Origin of the sequence: Kitasatospora sp. SC0581, from assembly GCF_048159585.1 — a bacterium.
In the GTDB taxonomy this organism is placed as follows: Bacteria; Actinomycetota; Actinomycetes; order Streptomycetales; family Streptomycetaceae; genus Kitasatospora.
Window position 1 is genome coordinate 1 of record NZ_JBLRWA010000035.1, and the last position, 18,805, is coordinate 18,805.

Here is an 18,805-nt window from a genome sequence, read left to right on the forward strand (position 1 = left end):
TCCTCCCCCCACCCGCCGCCCCCCCGTCCGGTGTTGTGCCAACCCCGCCCGGGGGGGGCGCGCGCGGGGGGGGGGCCCCGCCGACCTGCGGTTCAGTACCGGGCGAGCGGTACCGGGTGGTTCAGTGCGCCGGGGTGTAGGACAGCGCGAGCTTGCCGATCTTCTGGCCGGCGGTGAAGTAGCCGGTGCCCAGCTTGGTGTCGAGGTACTGCGCGCCGGCCGCGTCCACCTCGAAGCTGGAGGAGGTCAGGTTCTGGGTGAGGCCGCTGCGGGTGATCACGTTGTCGCCGGACGGGTCGAGCAGCGGGACCGGCGTGGTCGAGCCGTTCGGGACACCGGTGAAGTAGCCGTTGTCGGCCGAGAAGTCGAGCTGCTTGAAGGCCACGCTCTTGCCGGTCTTGAGGTTCAGGAAGAGCAGGCCGCCGCCGAACTGCACGTCGCCGTAGAAGTTCGGGATGTTCGCGGCGCCGCCGGTCACCGGAAGCGTCACGGTGAGGCCCGCCGTCTGGTCGTACGCCGGGTCCGCGGGCTGCAGCGGGATGATCACGATGCCGTTGAGCGCGGCGTTCGTCAGGAAGTTGACGTCGGTGGTGATCACGGCCTGGCCGGCGGCCGGGGTGGTGGCCGTGTCGGCGACGGCGACGCCGCTCACGGCGGTCAGGGAGAGGACGACGGCGGCGCCGGTCGCGGCCAGGCGGGCGCTGATGCGGGACATGCTGGACTCCTTGGGAGAGGGAGAGGTGATGTGCGGGTGGTGCGGTTCGGCGGGGCTCAGGAATGGGTGACGGAGCCGCAGGCGATCTGCGGCAACGGGACGAAGCCGGACTTCCTGATGGCGTCCGCGCCGTTGCGGCAGATCCAGCCACCGCGGCCGAAGATGCCGCGCAGCGCGGCACCACGGGTGTTGTCGGCGTACAGCTCCGCGTCGCGCAGGACGTTCGACAGCACGACCCCGTACGGCGCCGTGACGGCGGAGGCCGAGATCGTCCTGGTCTGCGGGTCGATGGGCGCGATGCCGTCGACGGACCTCAGGGTCAGGGCACCCGGCACGTCCTCACCACCGCCCTGTCCCTGGTACGCCTGGCCGATGTAGTAGCCCGTCGAGTAGGGGATCAACGCGTCGGGGTCGGCCAGGAGCGGGTCGCTGCCCTGGTTCTCCCGGATGCCGCTGGTGACGCAGGCACCGGGGGTGACCGCGTAGCCGCGACCGATCGTGAGCAGGAAGTGCGCCCTCAGACCTGTCCCGGACGGGGGAAGGTAGGCCTTGATGGTGGCGTTCGGCAGCGCCGGGTCGATCTGGTTCCAGGTGGTGACCGCGCAGGTGTAGATGTCCTTCAGGTTCCCGGTGCTCAGGTTCGCCGGGGCGTTTCCGGTGGCCGGGGCGGCCCAGGCGACGGCGTCCCAGGCGATGGCCACGAAGTCGTCCGTCGAGAGGTCGTCCTGCTGCGGGCCGCGTGACGCGCGGGCGAAGTCCACAGTGGTGCCGGTGCGGCCGTTCAGCGCGACCATGCCGGCGTGCTGGTCCGCGGGCCGGGCCATCGTCGTGGCACCCGACTTGGTGGTGATGGTCCCGCTCGGACGCGTGTCCCAGCTGTACAGCCTCGGTGTCGCCGGATCCGTCAGCGAGGCGTTGTAGCCGCTCGCGATCCGGTTCATCAGGATCTGGGTGGTCCCGTCGCCGACACCCACGACGTCGACGGCACGCGGTGTGACACCGGCCGCCGGGTCGGCGAGCGCGGTACCGCCTGCGGTGGTCGTCACCAGGACGGCGATCGCGGCGGCACCGCCCAGCTTGGTCATGGCCCTGCGCATCGGCCCGCCTCCGGCGTCCGGTCGTGGTGAGGGTGGCCCGGCGGCCGCGGGGCCAGGCCCCGCGGCCGCCGGTGTGGTGCGGGGTGGATCAGGAGTGGGTGACGGCGCCGCAGGCGTAGGCCGGCAGCGGCAGGAAGCCGAAGCTCTTGAGGTCGTTGGCGCCGTTGTTGCAGAGCCAGCCGTTCTTGCCGAAGATGGCGCGCAGGGTGGCGTTCGAGGTCCACTCGCTGTCACGGAAGACGTTGTAGACCACGCGGGAGTACGGGGTGGCCGCGAAGGCGGTGCTGATCGTCTTGGCCGCGGTGTCCACCGGCAGGACACCGTTGACGTTGCGGATGGTCAGCGGGCCCTGGACGTCGGCGCCGCTGCCCTGGCCGTAGTAGACCTGGCCGATGTAGTGGGCCACGGAGTAGGGGACCAGCGCGTTGGGGTCGGCCAGGACCGAGTCGCTGCCCTGGTTCTCCTGGGTGCCGCTGACGACGCAGGCACCGGGGGTGACCGCGACGCCGCCACCGATGGTGGTCAGGAAGTAGGAGCGGGTGCCGGAGTCGGTCTGCGGCAGGAAGGGCTTGATGGTGGCGTTCGGCAGCGACGCGTCGATGTCGTGCCAGTTGGTGACCGCGCAGGTGAAGATGTCCTTCAGGTTCGCGGTGCTCAGGTTCGCCGGGGCGTTTCCGGTGGCCGGGGCGGCCCAGGCGACGGCGTCCTTCGCCAGGCTGACGAAGTCGTCGCTGCTCGGGTCGCTCGCCTGCGGGCCACGCGAGGAGCGGGCGAAGTCCACCGTGGTGTTGGTGTAGGTGGTCAGCGCCTTGATGCCGGCGCCGGAGCCGTTCGGGCGGGCGATCGCGGCGGAACCGGCCTTGGGGGTGATGGTGGTGTTGATGGGGGTCGCGTCCCAGCTGTAGACGCGGGGGGCGTTCGGGTCGGTCAGCGACGCGTTGTAGTCGGCGGCGAGCTGGTTCACGACGGCCTGGGTGGTGTCGGAGCCGGTGCCCACGAAGTCGATGGCGCGCGGCGTCACGCCGGCGGCCGGGTCGGCGACGGCGGTGCCGCCGGCGACGGTCGCGATGGAGGTCGCCAGGGCGGCGACGGTGAGCAGCTTGGCAGCGGTCTTACGCATGTTCCTCTTCCTCCGGGGGAGAGACGTACATCGCGTGAAACCCGTACTCCGTTCGGGAGTTCGGGGCCGTGTGGCCGCGTCCGCTGCGGCCTCGCCGGCAGTGCCGATCCTGTCCGGCGGGGAGGTTCCGCCGGAAGGGAGGCCGGGTCCGGCCGGGGAATGTCGACTCATCGGTTCGACGAGGTTTAGCCACTGGTCAGCGTGCACGTGACAGGGGCACTACCGGCCCTCCGAACCCGGTCGACGTTCTTCTCCAGGAAGCTGCTCGGGGTGTTGCCGGAAACCTGCCCTTCACCGGAACTGCACGGACGGGGGCCGTGGACGGAACCGCCGCCTCCGGACCCGCCCCCGGACATGCTCCGGATACGCCCGGGATACGCCCCGGACATGCCTCCGGACATGCCGACATGGCGGTCCGTCGCGTTCGACGGACCGCCACGCACACGGTCTCCTACAGCGGCCGGCGGCCGTCCCGCCCCGATCGCCGCAACTCCTGCCCCACCCACTGCAGTCCGGCCAGGAACCCCTCGATCCCCGCCTGGCACTGGTCCCGCCGCAGGTATCCCCGGGCGCTGCGGGCGACCGGGACGGCGTCGGCCGCCCCCGGCCGGGTGCTGCGCACCGGCAGGTAGGCGGCCCAGACCCACTGACGTCCTTCGGACTGCCCGACCGAGCACCGCAGCGCGGCCCGTTCGATCAGCAGCACCCGGACGGCCTCGGCGAGTTCGTCCTCGCTGCGGTACGTCCGTACGCCGACCCCGAGCGGCCTCCCGTTGGCGGCCCGCAGTGCCCAGCCGAGGCAGCGGTCGGCCGCCGGCACGATCAGCAGTCGCGGGCCGCGTCGCTCAGCGGCCATCGGTGCGTCTCAACGGTACGGCGGGCTCCGGGAGTTCGTGCGGAGGCTGCTTGGAGAGCAGCACCACGAACCGCCGGAAGGCGTTCTGGCAGGTCGCGTACCGCTCGTACGCGCGGCTGGAGCGCACCTCGGGGAGGGCGCGCGAGCCCGGGACGACCCAGATCCAGCCGATGCCCTCCCGCACGTGGGTGATGCGCGCGGTGAGCCCGGGCGCCGCGGCGCGCAGGCCGTCGAAGCCCCGCTCGGCCTCGCCCGCCGTCTCGAACGCGGCCGGGGTGATCGCGACCACCCGGCCGTTGGACGCCTTCAGTTGCCAGCGGTAGCGCCCGTCCGCTGCCCGTTCGGCGCGGAAACCCCCTCGACTTGCCCCTGCTGCGGTGTGACCGCGGCCGGCAGCGTTCACTGCCCCCTCCGTCCGGTTGCCCTCCGGTTTCCCCTCCGAGCGGAGCAAAGCTATGTGTGCACACGGAGCCCCCGAAAGCCCAGAACGTTCACAACTTGCGCTGTTGGTCGGGAAGTTCTCTCTCGTTTAACTTTCACCGGTTCTTGGTGGTAGTCCCGGTCGGAACCCTCAGAGCCGGGCCGTCCAACGCACCATCGTGCCCTTGCGGTACGGCCCGCTCTCGTGCCAGGCGTCGCCGCCGAGCGCCTCGGCGCGCCGGGTGAGGTTGAGCAGGCCGCTGCGCCGGCCGCCGGCCGGGATGCCCACCCCGTCGTCGGTCACGGTGAGCAGCACGCCGGGCCGGCCGCCCCGGTCCAGCGAGTCCGGGTCGCCGCCCACCGGGCGGCCGTCCTCGCCCAGGTGGGTGGTCGCGTCGATCTCCACGCCGACCCGGGAGGCGCGCGCGTGCCGGGCCGTGTTGGAGAGCATCTCGCGCAGGGCGGCGAGCAGTTGACGGCCGGTCTTCTCCCCGACCAGGCTCTCCACCGGCCCGACGAAGCTCACCGAGGGCTTGAAGCCGAGCGCGGCCGCGGCCTGGCTGGCCTCCCGCAGCACCCGGGTGCGCAGGGTGTCCGGCGCGTCACCGTGGTCGTCGTGCTGGAGGGCGTAGATGGTGGTGCGGACCTCCTGGATGGTGGCGTCCAGCTCGTCCACCGCCTTGCCGATGCCGACCCTGACCTCGGGGACGACGGCCCGCCGGGCGGCGCTCTCCAGCATCATCCCGGTGGCGAACAGCCGTTGGATCACCAGGTCGTGCAGGTCGCGGGCGATCCGGTCGCGGTCCTGGAAGACGGCCAGCCGCTGCTGGTCGCGCTGGCCCTCGGCGAGCCGCAGGGCCAGCGCGGCCTGCGAGGCGAAGGTCTCGGCGAGCTGCTTCTCGCTGTCGGTGAACGGCACCGCGCCGTGCGGGCGCCAGACGCAGAGCCCGCCGAGCACCCGCCCGGCGGCGACCATCGGCACGGCCATGGACGGGCCGAAGCGGCGGGCGAGCCGGATCACCACGGTCGGGTCGCTGGACATGTCGTCCAGGTAGACGCTCTCCCCCGCGAGCAGCCGCGCCGCGAAGCTCTCCCTGGGCAGCAGTTCGCCGCGGACGTACTCGGCCAGTTCGCCGGAGGCGTGCGCGACCCGCATCTGCCCGTCGCCCTCGCCGCCGCCCTCCGGGCCGGTCGGCAGCAGGATCATGCCGAGCGCGGCGTCCGCCAGCTCCCGTACCTGCTCGGCGGCGACGGTCAGCGCGCTCTCGGCCTGCTCGGCGGAGAGCAGGGCCGTGGCGACGGCGGCGGCGCCGGCGATCCAGCGTTCGCGGCGGCGGCCCTCCTCGTACAGCCGGGAGTTCTCGATGGCCACGCCGGCCGCCGCGGCGAGCGCGTGCACCACCTGCTCGTCCTCGGGGGTGAAGGCGCCGCCGCCCTTCTTCTCGGTGAGGTAGAGGTTGCCGAACACCTCCGCGCGGACCCGGATCGGCACGCCCAGGAAGGTCCTCATGCAGGGGTGGTGCGGCGGGAAGCCGGAGGAGCGCGGGTCGGTGCGGAGGTCGGCCAGCCGCAGCGGCTCGGGGCGGTCGATGAGCGCGCCGAGGATGCCCCGGCCGGCGGGCAGTTCGCCGATCTCGGCGGCGGTCTCGTCGTCGACCCCGACGTGGATGAAGTCGGCCAGGCCGGTGCCGCCGGGGGCGATCACGCCGAGCGCCGCGTAGCGGGCGTCGACCAGTTCGGCGGCGCCCACGGCGATCCGGTGCAGGGTGGCGTGCAGGTCCAGCCCGGCCCCGATCGAGACCACCGCCTCCAGCAGCCGCTGCATCCGGTCGGTGACCGCGGCGGCCGACTGCAGGCGCTCGGCGACCTCGGTGACCAGGGTGTCCAGCCCGAGCGAGGCGATCTCCGGCACCTGGTGGGGCGTCTGCTCGGCGGCGGCCCCGGGGAGGTCCGACGGGAGGCCCGGAGCGGGGTCCGACGGGAGGCCCGGAGCGGGGTCCGACGGAAGGCCCGGAACGGGGTCCGACGGGAGGCCCGGAACGGGGTCGGGCGGGAGGTCCGGCGTGGGGTCCATGAAGAAAGCCTACGTTTGTACGCTTTTCAGCCGAAGGACGGCGCGACTAACGGGTGACGGCCCGGCCGGCGGCTGCCGGAACCGGCTCCAGCAGCCCGTCCGCCTCCCGCTCCCGCCGCCACATCGCGTGCAGTCGCCCGTCCGGGTCGGCGACCAGCTCCGACCAGCGGCCCCGCTCGGCCACCCGTCCGCCGTCCAGCACCAGCACCTCGTCCACCGTGGTGTCGTCCAGCCCGGCCAGCCGGTGGGTGATCAGCACGGTGGTGCGGCCCGCGGTGGCGGCCAGCAGGTCGGCGGTGAGGGCGTCGGCGGTGGGCAGGTCGAGGTGCTCGGCGGGCTCGTCCAGGACCAGCACGGGGAAGTCCGCGAGCAGCGCCCGGGCGAGCGCCAGCCGCCGGCGCTGGCCACCGGAGAGCCGGGCGCCGTGCTCGCCGACCATGGTGTCCAGGCCGTCCGGCAGGCCCTCGGTCCACTCCAGCAGCCGGGCGGCGCCCAGCGCGGCGCGCAGCTCCTCCTCCCCCGCCGCCGGCCGGGCCAGCCGCAGGTTCTCCCGCAGCGAGCTGTCGAAGACGTGGGCGTCCTGGGCGCAGAGCCCGATCACCCGGCGGACGGACTCGCCCGCCAGCGCGCGGCTGTCCACGGCCTCGGGGCGGCCGTCGGCGAACCGCACCGTCCCGGCGCTCGGCTCCAGGAAGCGCAGCAGCGCCTGGGCGAGGGTGGTCTTGCCGGAGCCGGACGGGCCGACCACGGCGATCCGGCGGCCGGCCGCGAGGTCGAGGTCCACCCCGGCGAGCGCGTCCACCGTCTGCCCGGGGTGCCGTACGGTCAGCCCGCGCACCGCGACGGGCAGCGGCCGCTCGGGCAGTGCCACCGGTTCGGCGGGCTCGGCGACCGGGGGTTCGGCGGAGAGCACCTCGTCCAGCCGGGCCTGCGCGGCGCGGCTGCGCTGGCGGGCCTGGACGGCGAGCGGCATCCCGGTGACGGCCTCGAAGGCGGCCAGCGGGGTCAGCACCACCACGGCCAGGCAGACCGGCGCCAGCACCCCGTCGCGCACCCCCTGGACGCCGACGGCGGCCGCGGCGGTCACGGTCAGCCCGGTGAGCAGGGCGATCAGCCCGGTGCCGAGCGCCGTGGTGGCGGCCGAGCGGGCGGCCAGCCCGGTCAGCGCGGCGTCGGCGCTACGGACGGCGGCCAGCCGGCCGGGCAGCGCGCCGGCCACGGTGAGCTCGGCGGTGCCGGTGAAGGCGTCCACCACGGCGGTGGCCAGGCGCCCGCGCGCCGGGGCCTGGCGCCGCTCGGCGCCGGCCGACCAGCGGGCGGCCAGGGCGGGCACCAGCCCGCCCGCGAGCAGCAGTCCGAGGCCGAGCACCAGCCCGGCGGCCGGCAGGAAGGCGGCCATCGCCGCGGTCGAGGCCAGCGCGACCAGGCCGGCCACCGCGGCCGGCAGCCGCCAGCGCAGGTAGTGGTCCTGGACGGCGTCCACGTCGGCGACCAGCCGGGAGAGCAGGTCGCCGCGCCGGAAGGCGGGCAGTCCGGCCGGGGCGAGCGCGCTCAGCCGCCGGTAGACGGCGGCCCGCAGGGTGCCGAGGGTGCGCAGCACCGCGTCGTGCGAGACCAGCCGCTCGGCGTAGCGGAAGACGCTGCGGCCGATGCCGAAGGCCCGTACCGAGGTGACGGCCATCATCAGGTAGAGCACCGGCGGCATCTCGGAGGCCCGGGAGATCAGGTAGCCGGAGGTGGCCATCAGCGCGACGGCGCAGCCGAGGGCGAGCGCGCCGAGCAGGATCGAGAGCGCCAGCCGGGGGGTGCCGCCGCCCTCGGGCCGGGGCTCCTCGGCGACGGCGGGGGCGGGCGTGGGGCGGCCGCTGTGGGCGAGCGGCGCCACCGGGGCGGCCGGGGCGGCGGCCGCCGGGGCTCCCGCCAGCCGTACCCGCCGGTCGGCGACGGCCAGCAGGGCGGGCCGGTGCGCGACCACCAGCACGGTGCGCGCCGGGTCGGCGGCGAGCGCCCGGACGGCGTCCACCACGGCCGCCTCGGAGGCGCCGTCCAGGTTGGCGGTCGGCTCGTCCAGCAGCACCAGCGGCCGGTCCTCGGCGAGCAGCACCCGGGCGAGGGCGAGGCGCTGGCGCTGCCCGGCGGAGAGCCCGGCGCCGTCCTCCCCCAGGACGGCGGCCAGGTCGGTCACGAAGTCGAGCGCGTGCGCGGCCCGCAGCGCCGTCCACAGCTGCTCGTCGGTGGCCTCCGGCCGGTAGAGCCGCAGGTTCTCGGCGACCGTCCCGGCGAACAGGTGCGGGTGCTGCGGCACCCAGGCGATCTGCCGCCGCCAGCTCTCCGGCTCCAGCTCGGCCAGGTCGTACGTCGTACGGCCGTCGGCGGCGGTGATCCGGACGGTGCCCGACGACGGGGCGGTGAGGCCGAGCAGCACGGCCAGCAGGGTGGACTTGCCGGCGCCGCTGGGGCCGGTGAGCGCCGTGCTGGAGCCCGGGCGCAGGGTCAGCGCGGCGCCGTCCAGCGCGGGCTCGGTGCGCCCGGGGTGCCGGACGACCAGGCCCTCGGCGGCGATCACGGCGCTCGCGAGGTCGGGTGCCGGGGTGGTGCCGGCGGCGGGCAGCGGGGTCTCCAGCACCCGGAACAGCTCGTCGGCGGCGGTCAGCCCCTCGACGCTGGAGTGGTAGAGCGCGCCGACCTGGCGGATCGGGAAGTACACCTCGGGGGCGAGCACCAGGATCAGCAGCCCGGTCTCCAGGTCGAGCGTGCCGTCCACCAGCCGGAAGCCGACGGTGACGGCGACCAGCGCGACGGACAGGGTGGAGAGCAGCTCCAGGGTGAAGGAGGAGACGAAGGCGATCCGCAGGGTGCGCAGGGTGGCCCGGCGGTAGTCGGCGGTGATCCGGGCGATGGTGGCGGCCTGGGTGCGGGCCCGGTTGAACACCTTGAGGGTGGGCAGTCCGGCGACCACGTCGAGGAAGTGGTGGGAGAGCCGGGACAGGGTGTTCCACTGCCGGTCCATCCGGGACTGGGTGGCCATCCCGATCAGCACCATGAACAGCGGGATCAGCGGCAGCGTCCCGGCGATGACCGCGGCCGAGGTGAAGTCGGCGCCGACGATCCGCAGCAGCACGATCACCGGGACGACCACGGCCAGCGCCAGCTGCGGCAGGTAGCGGGCGAAGTAGTCGTCCAGGGCGTCGACGCCGCGGGTGGCGAGGGTGGTGAGTTCGCCGGTGCGCCGGCCCGCCAGGTAGGACGGGCCGAGCGCGGTGGCGTGGTCGAGCAGCCGGCGCCGCAGGGTGGACTTCACCCGGGCGACGGACCGGTGGGCGGTGAGTTCGGTGAGCCAGCCGACCAGCCCGCGCCCGACCGCGGTCAGGGCGAGCAGCAGCAGCGGCGTGGTCAGCTCGCCGAGCGTCGCCCCGCGCTGGAAGGCGCGGACGACGATCTCGGCGATCAGACTCGCCTGGGCGACCACCAGGGCCGCGCCGACCGCGCCGAGCAGCACGGATCCGGCGAGGAAGGCCCTGGTGGTGCGGGCGTACCCGAGGAGTCGGGGGTCGACCGGCTTCACGGCGTCAGGCCTGGTCGAGCGGGGCGGCCGGGTTGTGCCCGGGGATGTGCTGGACGCCGATCCGCTTGCGGAACACCCAGTAGGTCCAGCCCTGGTAGAGCAGCACCAGCGGGGTGAAGATCGCCGCCACGACGGTCATCACCTTCAGCGTGTACGGCGAGGAGGCGGCGTTGCTGACGGTCAGGCTCCACTCCGGGTTCAGGGTGGAAGGCATGACGTCCGGGAAGAGCGCCAGGAAGAGCATCGCGACCGCGGCCACGATGGTCGCCCCGGAGAGGCTGAACGCCCATCCCTCGCGGCCGAGCTGGTTGGCCGCCAGGGCGCCGAGCAGGGCGACCACCGCGACGATCATCGCGGCGAGGCTGCGGCCGTTGCCGTGGTCGACCTGGGTCCAGGTCAGGAAGGCCAGCGCCAGCACGGCGGTCGCCAGGCCGGAGAGCAGGGCGGACCTGCGGGCCCGCTCGCGGATCTCGCCGACCGTCTTGAGCGCGGCGAACACCGAGCCGTGCAGGGTGAACAGGGCGAGCGTCACCAGGCCGCCGAGCAGCGCGTACGGGTTCAGCAGGTCCCAGAGGGTGCCGACGTAGTTCTTCTGCGCGTCGATGTCCACGCCGCGCACGATGTTGGCGAAGGCCACGCCCCAGAGGAAGGCCGGGAGGAGGGAGGTCCAGAAGATGGCCTCCTCCCAGTTCCGCTGCCAGCGGGCGCCGTCGTTCTTGGCCCGGTACTCGAAGGCCACCCCGCGGACGATCAGGCAGACCAGGATGACCAGCAGCGGGATGTAGAAGCCGCTGAAGAGCGTCGCGTACCAGTCCGGGAAGGCCGCGAAGGTGGCGCCGCCGGCGGTCAGCAGCCAGACCTCGTTGCCGTCCCAGACCGGGCCGATGGTGTTGATCAGCACCCGCCGCTCGGCGGTGTTGCGGGCCAGCGGCTTGGTCAGCACGCCGATCCCGAAGTCGAAGCCCTCCAGGAAGAAGTAGCCGATCCACAGGACCGCGATCAGCACGAACCAGACGTCGTGGAGTTGCATGTCAGATCCTCAGTTCCCCGGTGTCCCGGCGCCTCAGTAGGCGAAGGCGAGCGGCTTGTCGGCGTCCTCGTCCGAGGACGGTCCGCGCAACGACGGGTCCTTGGTGGGCGGCTGCTCGGTCACCACCGGGCCGGCCTTGGCGTACTTGACCAGCAGCCGGACCTCGATGACGGCGAGGATCGCGTACAGCGTGGTGAAGGTGGCCAGCGCGCCGATCTGGGTGCCGACGCTGACGTTGGGGGAGACCGCGCTGGCCGTGGTCATCAGGCCGAAGACGGCCCAGGGCTGACGGCCCATCTCGGTGAAGATCCAGCCGAAGCTGTTGGCGATCAGCGGGAAGCCCATGGTCAGGATGCCGATCCGCCAGCTCCACTTGGTCAGCTGCGGCCCCAGCTCGCGCCTGGGGGTGAGCATCAGCCGGGGCACCTCGGTCTCGCCGGTGCGGAACTCGGGGTGCAGGAAGAGCTTCTTCCGGGTGGTCCACAGGCCGATCAGGCCGGCCAGGAAGGAGGTCATCCCGAAGCCGATCATGAGGCGGAAGCCCCAGTAGGTGACGAAGATGCTCGGGATGTAGTCCTTGGGGTCGCCGCCGTGCTGGGCGGCCTCGGCGGCGGCGGTGTCGTTGATGCCGGGGACGGACGAGCTGAAGTCGCTGTGGGCGAGGAAGGAGAGTATCCCGGGGATCTCCAGGGCGACCGAGTTGTGGCCCTTGCTGACGTCCCCGACCGCGAAGACCGAGAACGGCGCCGGCGCCTGGGTCTCCCACAGCGCCTCGGCGGCGGCCATCTTCATCGGCTGCTGCTCGAACATGACCTTGCCCAGGGTGTCGCCGCTGAGCGCGGTGCCGGCGCCGAAGACGACCGCGAGCACCAGGCCGAGCCGCAGCGAGGTGCGCATCGCGGCGGTCTTCTTCGGGTCGGCGGTCTCGGGCTTGCGCTTGGCCTTCCAGAGGTGGAAGGAGGCGATGCCGACGACGAAGGCCGCACCGGTGAGGAAGGCGGCGGTCAGGGTGTGGAAGACGACCACCAGGGTGGTGTTCTGGAACAGCACCCGGACGACGTCCGTCAGCTGGGCCTTGCCGGTGACCGGGTCGATCGCGTAGCCGACCGGGTGCTGCATCCAGGAGTTGGCGGCCAGGATGAAGTAGCCCGAGAGCACGGTGCCCAGCGCCACCATCCACATGCAGGCGCAGTGGATCTTCCTCGGCAGCTTGTCCCAGCCGAAGATCCACAGGCCGATGAAGGTCGACTCGAAGAAGAAGGCGATCAGCGCCTCCATCGCGAGCGGGGCGCCGAAGACGTCGCCGACGAAGCGGGAGTAGTCGGACCAGTTCATGCCGAACTGGAACTCCTGGACGATGCCGGTGACCACGCCCATCGCGATGTTGATGAGGAAGAGCTTTCCCCAGAACTTGGTGGCGTGGAAGTACTTCTCCTTGTTCGTCCGCACCCAGGCGGTCTCCAGACCGGCCACGATCGCGGCCAGGCTGATCGTGAGCGGGACGAAGAGGAAGTGGTAGACGGTGGTGATGCCGAATTGCCATCGCGCGATGGTTTCGTGAGCGATTGCCAGTTCCACGTCGCCCTCTCTCCCAACCTGCCCGCGTGACGACGGGCATCTTCCGGACAAACTTCATCTATAGCCGTAGACCGTTGCTCAACCACGCAAGCTTGTCCGCTTGTGAACGTGAACACGTTCACAAGGAGCAGTATCCACCATCCTTACGGGGGAACCGCAGGTGGGGTGGGATTGACAGGCTGTGCGCTGCGTCACGGGCCGCGGCGCGGTCCGCACAGTCTGCGGACCCACCGCGGGCCGGGGCAACGAACGACCGGGCGGATGGCCGGAAGTTGTTGGCCGAACCGGCGCTTGACAGGCCCGCGACCCGGTCGCCCCGACGGGATCCGCGTGCTAGGGGCTGTCTTCGGACTCGCCTCTACGGGCCATGTCCTACGGGCGGCCGAGCAGCTCGGTGCCCGGGACGGAATCGGCGCGGGCCGTGAAGAACCCGGTGAATCCGGCCAGGAACTCCTCCCGGGTGATCCGCCCGTCCCCGTCGGCGTCCAGCCGGCGGAAACCGTGCGACAGCTCGGCCGGGTGCACGCGCGGCCCGCCGAACACCGCGCGGTACTCGTCGAACTCCAGGAAGCCGCTGCCGTCGGTGTCGGCCGCGGTGAACACCGCCCGCAGCGCGGGCAGCAGCCCCCGCTCCAGGTAGGCCTCGTCCCGGTCCAGGCCGGCCAGGGTCGCCGCCACGAACTCCTCCCGGCTGACCCTCCCGTCCCCGTTCGCGTCCATCACCGCGCGCAGCTGCTCCCACCAGCTGTCGAAGGCCTCGTACACCCGGGCCTCGCCCGCCTCGTCCAACTCCAGCTGCCAGCACACGTTGTGCGCCATCGCCCGCAGGTCGTGCGCGGTGATGAAGCCGTCGCCGGTCTGGTCGAGCACCTCGTGGAAGAAGCGGTCCAGCCTGGGCCCCCGGCCGTCCCGGTGCGGGCGGTGGCGCTTCGGCGTCCGGTGCTCCTCCGGGGAGCGGTAGCGCAGCCGGTCCGGGAGGAGCGGGACGACCGCACCGGCACCGCGGTGCAGCACGGCGGACAGCAGCGCGGCCCGCCGGGTCCGGACCAGCCCGAACCGCTCCCGCACCGCCGGCGGCAGGTCCGCCACCGTCAGCTCGCGGATCGCCCGGGCGACCACCACCCGCACCACCCGCCAGCCCGCGTCGCCGAGGAACCGGAGCCGGCGCGGCGCGGGCGCCTCGCGCAGCAGGTCGTCCAACAGGTGGCGCGCCGCCTCGGTGTGCTCCAGCCGCTCCCGCGCGTACCGGGCGAAGTAGGCCGGCAACTCCCCCACGGTCTCCGGGATCTCGCCCTTCGGGAGGTCGAAGACGGCGACCGCCTCCCGGAACTCCGCGTACGCCTGCGCCAACTCCCCCGCGTCGTACCGGTCCCCGCCCAACCGGCGCATCGCGACCACGCCCTCGAAGAGCGTCAGCAGCACCCACGCCCTGGTCGCCGCGTCCCCGGCGTCGTACGGCCGCCCGTCCGGCCCCGTCCCCCGGATCCGTTTGTGCGCCCGCTCCAGCCGCGCGACCTCCCGGCGCAGCGCGTCCGCGTCCTGGTAGAACAGCCGTCGCCCGCTGCCCAGCGTGTGCTCCACCCGCCGCCACGGGTGCGCCCGGTACGTCGAGTGCTCCGCCATCCCCGCCGCCACCACCGGATCCGCCGCCTGCAGCACCAGCAGCCGCCACGCGACCAGCACGATCCGCCACTCCGACAGGTCCCGCCTGAACGACGCGCCGCGTTCAGCCACGGCGCTCACCGGTGATCTCGGGACCGATCACGAAGCCCTTGGCGGGGCCCTCGGGGATCACGGCCTCCTTGCCGTACGGGACCCGGATCGAGGTCGCGTAGGCACGGCGCTCGGGGTCGGGGCCGGTGAGGACGGTGACGGCGTCGAACCCCTCGATGATCTCCACGCGGTAGCCCTGGGGGACGTCCATGGACTTCCACATCTCCCACAGCGCCTGGTCCAGGTCCACGCCGGTCTCCTCAACAGCAACCGCGCTCATCGGAACACCCCAATTTCCCGTCCAGTGATCAGCCCGCGCGAGCCCGCGCGAGCAACGGCAGCACGGTCGCACGCGACCTGAGGGTCGGCCGGGTGAACGGCAACGGGTTCACTCGATCGAGGAGTTTCGGGGCCGGGAACGCCGGAACCGCAGGACGGGCCGGGGCCTGTCCTGCGGTTCGGGGGTGGTCGCGCCCGCCTTTCGGGCGGGCGCGGACCTGGTGGGTCAGGAAGCCGAGCGGGCCGGCTTGCGGCGGGAGACGTAGAGGGCGGCGGCGCCGAGGCCGAGGGTGAGGCCGGAGCCCAGGGCGAGGTACGGGGTGGCGGGGTTGGGACCGGTGTCGGCGAGTTCGGTGGCCGAGCCGGTGGTGGCGGCCTGCGTGGCGGTCGCGGTGCTGGTCGAGGTGGTCGACCTGTTCGAGGCGGTGGTGGCCCTGGTCGCGGTGGACGCCTTGGTCGCGGCGGTGTCCGAGGCCGGGGTGCCGGCGGCAGGCTGCTCGGCCGGCTTCTCGACGGGCTTCTCGACCGGCTTCGCGGCGGCGGCCCGGGCGTCGGCGAGCGCCTTGTCCGCGGCGGCCTTGGTGGCGGCCGCGGCCTTGGTGGCCTCCTGGGCCGTGGAGATCCGCCGGAACGCCTCGACCTTGGCGTCGTCCAGGGCCTTGCCCGCGGCGGTCACGGCGGCCTTGGCCTTCTCGTCCGCGGCGGTGGCGGCGTTGGCGGCCTCGAACGCCTTCAGCATCCGCTCCCTGGCCTTGGGGAGGTCCTCCTCCTTGGCGGTGCCGTACGCCCGGGCGGCCTCCTCGGCCTCCTTGTCGGTGGTCTCCCTGGTCGCGGCGGCCTGCTTGGCGGCGGCCCGCGCCTCCTGGAGCCTGCCCTGGTAGGGCTGCGGGTCCTTCAGGAACGCGGTGGCCTCGGCCGTGACCTCGGCCTCGTTCGCGACGGCCGCCGTGTGGGCCTTGGCCGCGGCCGCGGCGGCCTGCTCCAGCTCGGCGATCGAGCCGCTGTCGCTCCGGGTCTGCGTCACCGACGCCGACTCCGCGAAGGCGGGCGCGGCGGAGAGCACGGCGGCGGGCGAGACGACGGCGGCGACGAGGACGGCCGAGACCAGCGAACGGCGGAGGTTCACGATGACCCCTTTCGGGTCGAAAGGAAAGCAAGAGTCACAACCGGAGGGTTCCTCACGGCCGGACGACGCCGATCATAGGCACACGCATTCTTAACGCTCCATGCCGGATTCCGGCAATGACCGGGCGTCCAACCTTCCGGGTTCGCCGGGGAATTGACGAGTCGACAAAGCCGGGGCAAAAGCGCGCCCCGAACGCCCGAATTCGTGGCATTCGGGTCGGCGGGGCCGAATTCGCGGCATTCGGCCCCGCGGGAATCCGGTCAGCGCTGCCGGGGGAGTTCGACGCGGAAGGTGGCGCCCTCGCCCGGGGCGGTGTGCAGGGTGAGGGTGCCGCCGTGGGCGCGGGTGAGGGCGGTGGCGATGGCGAGGCCGAGGCCGGCGCCGCCGCCGTTGTCGCGGCTGCGGGAGGCGTCGACCCGGAAGAACCGGTCGAAGACCCGCTGGGCCTGCTCCTCGGTGAGGCCCGGGCCGGAGTCGGCGACCTCCAGCAGGCAGACGCCGCCGGGGCCGGCGCCCACCCCGATCCGGACCGGGGTGCCGGCCGGGGTGTGCTTGACCGCGTTGCCGACCAGGTTGGTGACCACCTGCCGCAGCCGCGCCTCGTCGCCGAGGACGGGCGCCGCGCCGGGCGCGCCGGTGCCGGCCGGGCCGGTGAGCGCGACCGGGCGGCTCGGGTCGAGGGCGGTGAGGTCGTGCAGCGCGTCGGCGGCGAGGGTGCGCAGGTCCATCGGGGCGAGGTCGAGCGGGCGCTCCTCGTCCAGCCGGGCGAGCACCAGCAGGTCCTCGACCAGGGCGCCCATCCGGTCGGCCTCGCTCTCGATCCGGGTCATGGTCCGCTTGACGTCGGCCTCGGTGGGCAGCGCGCCCATCCGGTACAGCTCGGCGAAGCCGCGGATGCCGGCCAGCGGGGTGCGCAGCTCGTGCGAGGCGTCCGCGACGAAGCGCCGCATCCGGGCCTCGGACTCGGCGCGGGCCGCGAAGGCCGCCTCGATCTGGGTGAGCATCCCGTTGAGCGCGATCGACAGCCGGCCGACCTCGGTGCCCGGGGAGAGCTCCGGCATCCGGTGCGACAGCTCGCCGGCCGCGATCCGCTCGGCGCCCGCCTCGATCCGGCGCAGCGGCCGCAGCCCGGCCCGCACCGCGAAGAAGCCGAGCGCGGCGATCAGTACCAGTACGCCGCCGCCGATGGCCAGGAAGGAGGTGCTCAGCCTGCCGATGGTGGCGTCGATGTCCTCGCGGGAGACCGCCACCATGACGTAGGTCGGGGTGACCGCCGGCGAGGCGTACGCGCTGGGGTTGGCGGCCTGCCCGCGGGGGGCCTGGAGCGGCAGCACCAGCACCCGCCAGCTGTGCCGGCCGCGCTGGTCGGGCAGGTCGAAGGGGACGTCGGGGGCGGTCCGGGTCGGGTCCAGTCCGGCCAGCTGGGGCGCCGGGTCGCTGTCCGAGACGGGCTGGCGCATCAGCGCCTGGACCTTGCCGTCCGAGGAGAGGTACTGCACCAGGTACTGGCTGGGCAGGCTGACCCGCCGCCCGGCGACCAGGGGCTTCCCGGCGGCCGGCGCGACCACCTGGCTCGGGGGCTTGCGGGAGAGCGGCAGCCCGTACCGCTGGAGCTGTTCGTCCAGCTGCTCCACCAGCTGGGTCCGTACGGCGCCGAGCACGAAGGTGTCGCTGACCGCGAGCCCGGTGGCGACCAGCGCGAACACGAGCACCAGCAGCCGGGCGCGCAGCGACAGCCGGGAGGAGAAGCGGGCGGGCACGAGCGGGTCCGGTCAGCCCTGCGGGGGGCGGCGCAGGGCGTAGCCGATGCCGCGCACGGTGTGGATCAGCTTGGGGCCGTGCGCCGGGCCGGAGTCGAGCTTGCGGCGCAGGTAGGAGATGTACGACTCGACGATGGAGAGGTCCCCGCCGAAGTCGTAGGCCCAGACGTGGTCGAGGATCTGCGACTTGGAGACCACCCGGCCGACGTTGGCCATCAGGTAGTGCAGCAGCTTGAACTCGGTCGGGGAGAGCGAGACCGGGATGCCGCCCCGGGTGACCTCGTGGGCGACCGGGTCGAGGCTGAGGTCGGCGACGACCAGTCGGCCGTCCTCGGCGGGCCCGCCGGCCCGGCGCAGGATGGCGCGGATCCGGGCGATCAGCTCCTCCAGGCTGAAGGGCTTGGTGACGTAGTCGTCCGCCCCGGCGGCCAGGCCCTGGACCTTGTCGCCGACGCCGTCCTTGGCGGTGAGGAAGAGCACCGGCAGGTGGTCGGCGGGGTGCCCGTGGGCCGGCCCGGCTATCTGCCCGCGGCTGGTGCGCTCGCGCAGCTTCTCGACGACGGTGAAGCCGTCGAGGTCGGGGAGCATCACGTCGAGGACGACCAGGTCCGGGCGCTCGGCGGCGACCAGTTCGAGCGCCTCGGTGCCGGTGGCGGCGGAGGCGACGCGGAAGCCGGAGAAGCGCAGCGAGGCGGAGAGCAGCTCGCGGATGTTGGGCTCGTCGTCCACGACGAGCAGGAACGCCTCGCCCTGGCCGCCGGGCACCGTGGAACCGCCTGGTGTGGTGACAGTGCCTTGCACGGGGCTTTCGCCTCCCGGTCGGACGATGACGTTCAGCATGAGGCTAGCCCCCGGAGGCTATGCGGCATGGATGAATGTTGGATTAACACCTTATCGGTCGGTTTTTGGGCGATCGGCGCACAGGGGTGGGGTCGGTGGTGTGCGCACGGGCGTGGACACGACGGACGGGGCGCGCACGCTGCGTGACGCGCCCCCTCGGTGTGCCGGCTCCCCCTCCGAGCGGGTCGACGCGAGCCGACGGGTGGACACCGCCCGCCGGTCGGCCCGACCCCCGGTCGCGAGCGACCCCCCGGACGCGACCGGCCCCTCGGGACCGCGGAATCCGTTCGCTTTTCCTCCTGCTATGATTTACAGCGAGGCGTAGGCAGTGCTTTCGAGCAATTGCCCGGCCCGATCATTTCGGTGGTCATAGCGAGAGGGAAACGCCCGGCTCCATTCCGAACCCGGAAGCTAAGCCTTTCAGCGCCGATGGTACTGCAGGGGGGACCCTGTGGGAGAGTAGGACGCCGCCGAATTCTTCTTACGGCCCCTGCCGTGTTTCGAAAGAGACACGGCAGGGGCTTTTTGCGTTTCTCCGGCCGTTCCCCGGCCGTTCCCCGACCCCGGTACGCGCGCCGACCCGCCCGCAGCGGCGCGTCCGCCATCCGAGACGCCGAGTCCCGGAAGTGGTG

Annotated in this window: 14 protein-coding genes and 1 rRNA gene; 1 reads left to right on the forward strand and 14 read right to left on the reverse strand. The window is 73.2% G+C overall.

Annotation, left to right across the window (positions count from 1 at the left end):
* Positions 1-121: 121 nt before the first annotated feature.
* The 14 genes from ACLWS4_RS32740 to ACLWS4_RS32805 all read right to left on the reverse strand — a co-directional run bounded on the left by ACLWS4_RS32740 (position 122) and on the right by ACLWS4_RS32805 (position 18,134).
* A complete protein-coding gene (locus ACLWS4_RS32740; protein ID WP_416876033.1) occupies positions 122-715 on the reverse strand; it encodes a hypothetical protein in 594 nt (197 codons plus the stop codon).
* 56 nt (positions 716-771) lie between these two features.
* Positions 772-1,812, reverse strand: coding sequence for a PstS family phosphate ABC transporter substrate-binding protein (locus ACLWS4_RS32745; RefSeq protein WP_387828164.1), 1,041 nt, complete (start codon positions 1,810-1,812; stop codon positions 772-774).
* Between the two features lie 88 nt (positions 1,813-1,900).
* Positions 1,901-2,932 carry a PstS family phosphate ABC transporter substrate-binding protein gene (locus ACLWS4_RS32750; RefSeq protein ID WP_387828162.1) on the reverse strand — a complete coding sequence of 344 codons (1,032 nt, stop codon included), beginning with the start codon at positions 2,930-2,932 and terminating at the stop codon, positions 1,901-1,903.
* 451 nt (positions 2,933-3,383) lie between these two features.
* Complete coding sequence (locus ACLWS4_RS32755; RefSeq protein WP_049655595.1) at positions 3,384-3,788, reverse strand: hypothetical protein; 405 nt, start codon at positions 3,786-3,788, stop codon at positions 3,384-3,386.
* On the reverse strand, positions 3,778-4,191 hold the full coding sequence (locus ACLWS4_RS32760; RefSeq protein ID WP_074002007.1) for a DUF1508 domain-containing protein: 414 nt from the start codon (positions 4,189-4,191) through the stop codon (positions 3,778-3,780). Before ACLWS4_RS32760 ends, ACLWS4_RS32755 begins: the two co-directional genes overlap by 11 nt.
* A gap of 168 nt (positions 4,192-4,359) precedes the next feature.
* Complete coding sequence (locus ACLWS4_RS32765) at positions 4,360-6,282, reverse strand: GAF domain-containing sensor histidine kinase (protein WP_416876034.1); 1,923 nt, start codon at positions 6,280-6,282, stop codon at positions 4,360-4,362.
* A gap of 46 nt (positions 6,283-6,328) precedes the next feature.
* On the reverse strand, positions 6,329-9,847 hold the full coding sequence (gene cydD / locus ACLWS4_RS32770) for a thiol reductant ABC exporter subunit CydD (RefSeq protein ID WP_416876035.1): 3,519 nt from the start codon (positions 9,845-9,847) through the stop codon (positions 6,329-6,331).
* Positions 9,848-9,851: 4 nt separating this feature from the next.
* Entirely contained in the window at positions 9,852-10,877 is a 1,026-nt protein-coding gene (gene cydB / locus ACLWS4_RS32775) for a cytochrome d ubiquinol oxidase subunit II (RefSeq protein ID WP_416876036.1), read from the reverse strand.
* Between the two features lie 33 nt (positions 10,878-10,910).
* Positions 10,911-12,455 carry a cytochrome ubiquinol oxidase subunit I gene (locus ACLWS4_RS32780; protein ID WP_049651270.1) on the reverse strand — a complete coding sequence of 515 codons (1,545 nt, stop codon included), beginning with the start codon at positions 12,453-12,455 and terminating at the stop codon, positions 10,911-10,913.
* Positions 12,456-12,827: 372 nt separating this feature from the next.
* Complete coding sequence (locus ACLWS4_RS32785; RefSeq protein WP_416876037.1) at positions 12,828-14,189, reverse strand: oxygenase MpaB family protein; 1,362 nt, start codon at positions 14,187-14,189, stop codon at positions 12,828-12,830.
* Positions 14,182-14,448 (reverse strand): hypothetical protein, encoded by a 267-nt coding sequence (locus ACLWS4_RS32790; protein ID WP_416876038.1) that lies wholly within the window; start codon positions 14,446-14,448, stop codon positions 14,182-14,184. The genes ACLWS4_RS32785 and ACLWS4_RS32790 overlap by 8 nt, the downstream gene beginning before the upstream one ends.
* Positions 14,449-14,673: 225 nt before the next feature.
* Entirely contained in the window at positions 14,674-15,573 is a 900-nt protein-coding gene (locus tag ACLWS4_RS32795) for an LAETG motif-containing sortase-dependent surface protein (protein WP_416876039.1), read from the reverse strand.
* Positions 15,574-15,833: 260 nt separating this feature from the next.
* Complete coding sequence (locus ACLWS4_RS32800; protein WP_117488840.1) at positions 15,834-17,333, reverse strand: sensor histidine kinase; 1,500 nt, start codon at positions 17,331-17,333, stop codon at positions 15,834-15,836.
* 12 nt (positions 17,334-17,345) lie between these two features.
* Positions 17,346-18,134, reverse strand: a complete 789-nt coding sequence (locus ACLWS4_RS32805) for a response regulator transcription factor (RefSeq protein ID WP_416876040.1) — start codon at positions 18,132-18,134, stop codon at positions 17,346-17,348.
* A 398-nt stretch (positions 18,135-18,532) separates the two neighbouring features.
* Here ACLWS4_RS32805 and rrf point away from each other — a divergent pair.
* Positions 18,533-18,649 (forward strand): 5S ribosomal RNA (rrf, locus tag ACLWS4_RS32810).
* The last annotated feature ends 156 nt before the right edge of the window (positions 18,650-18,805 follow it).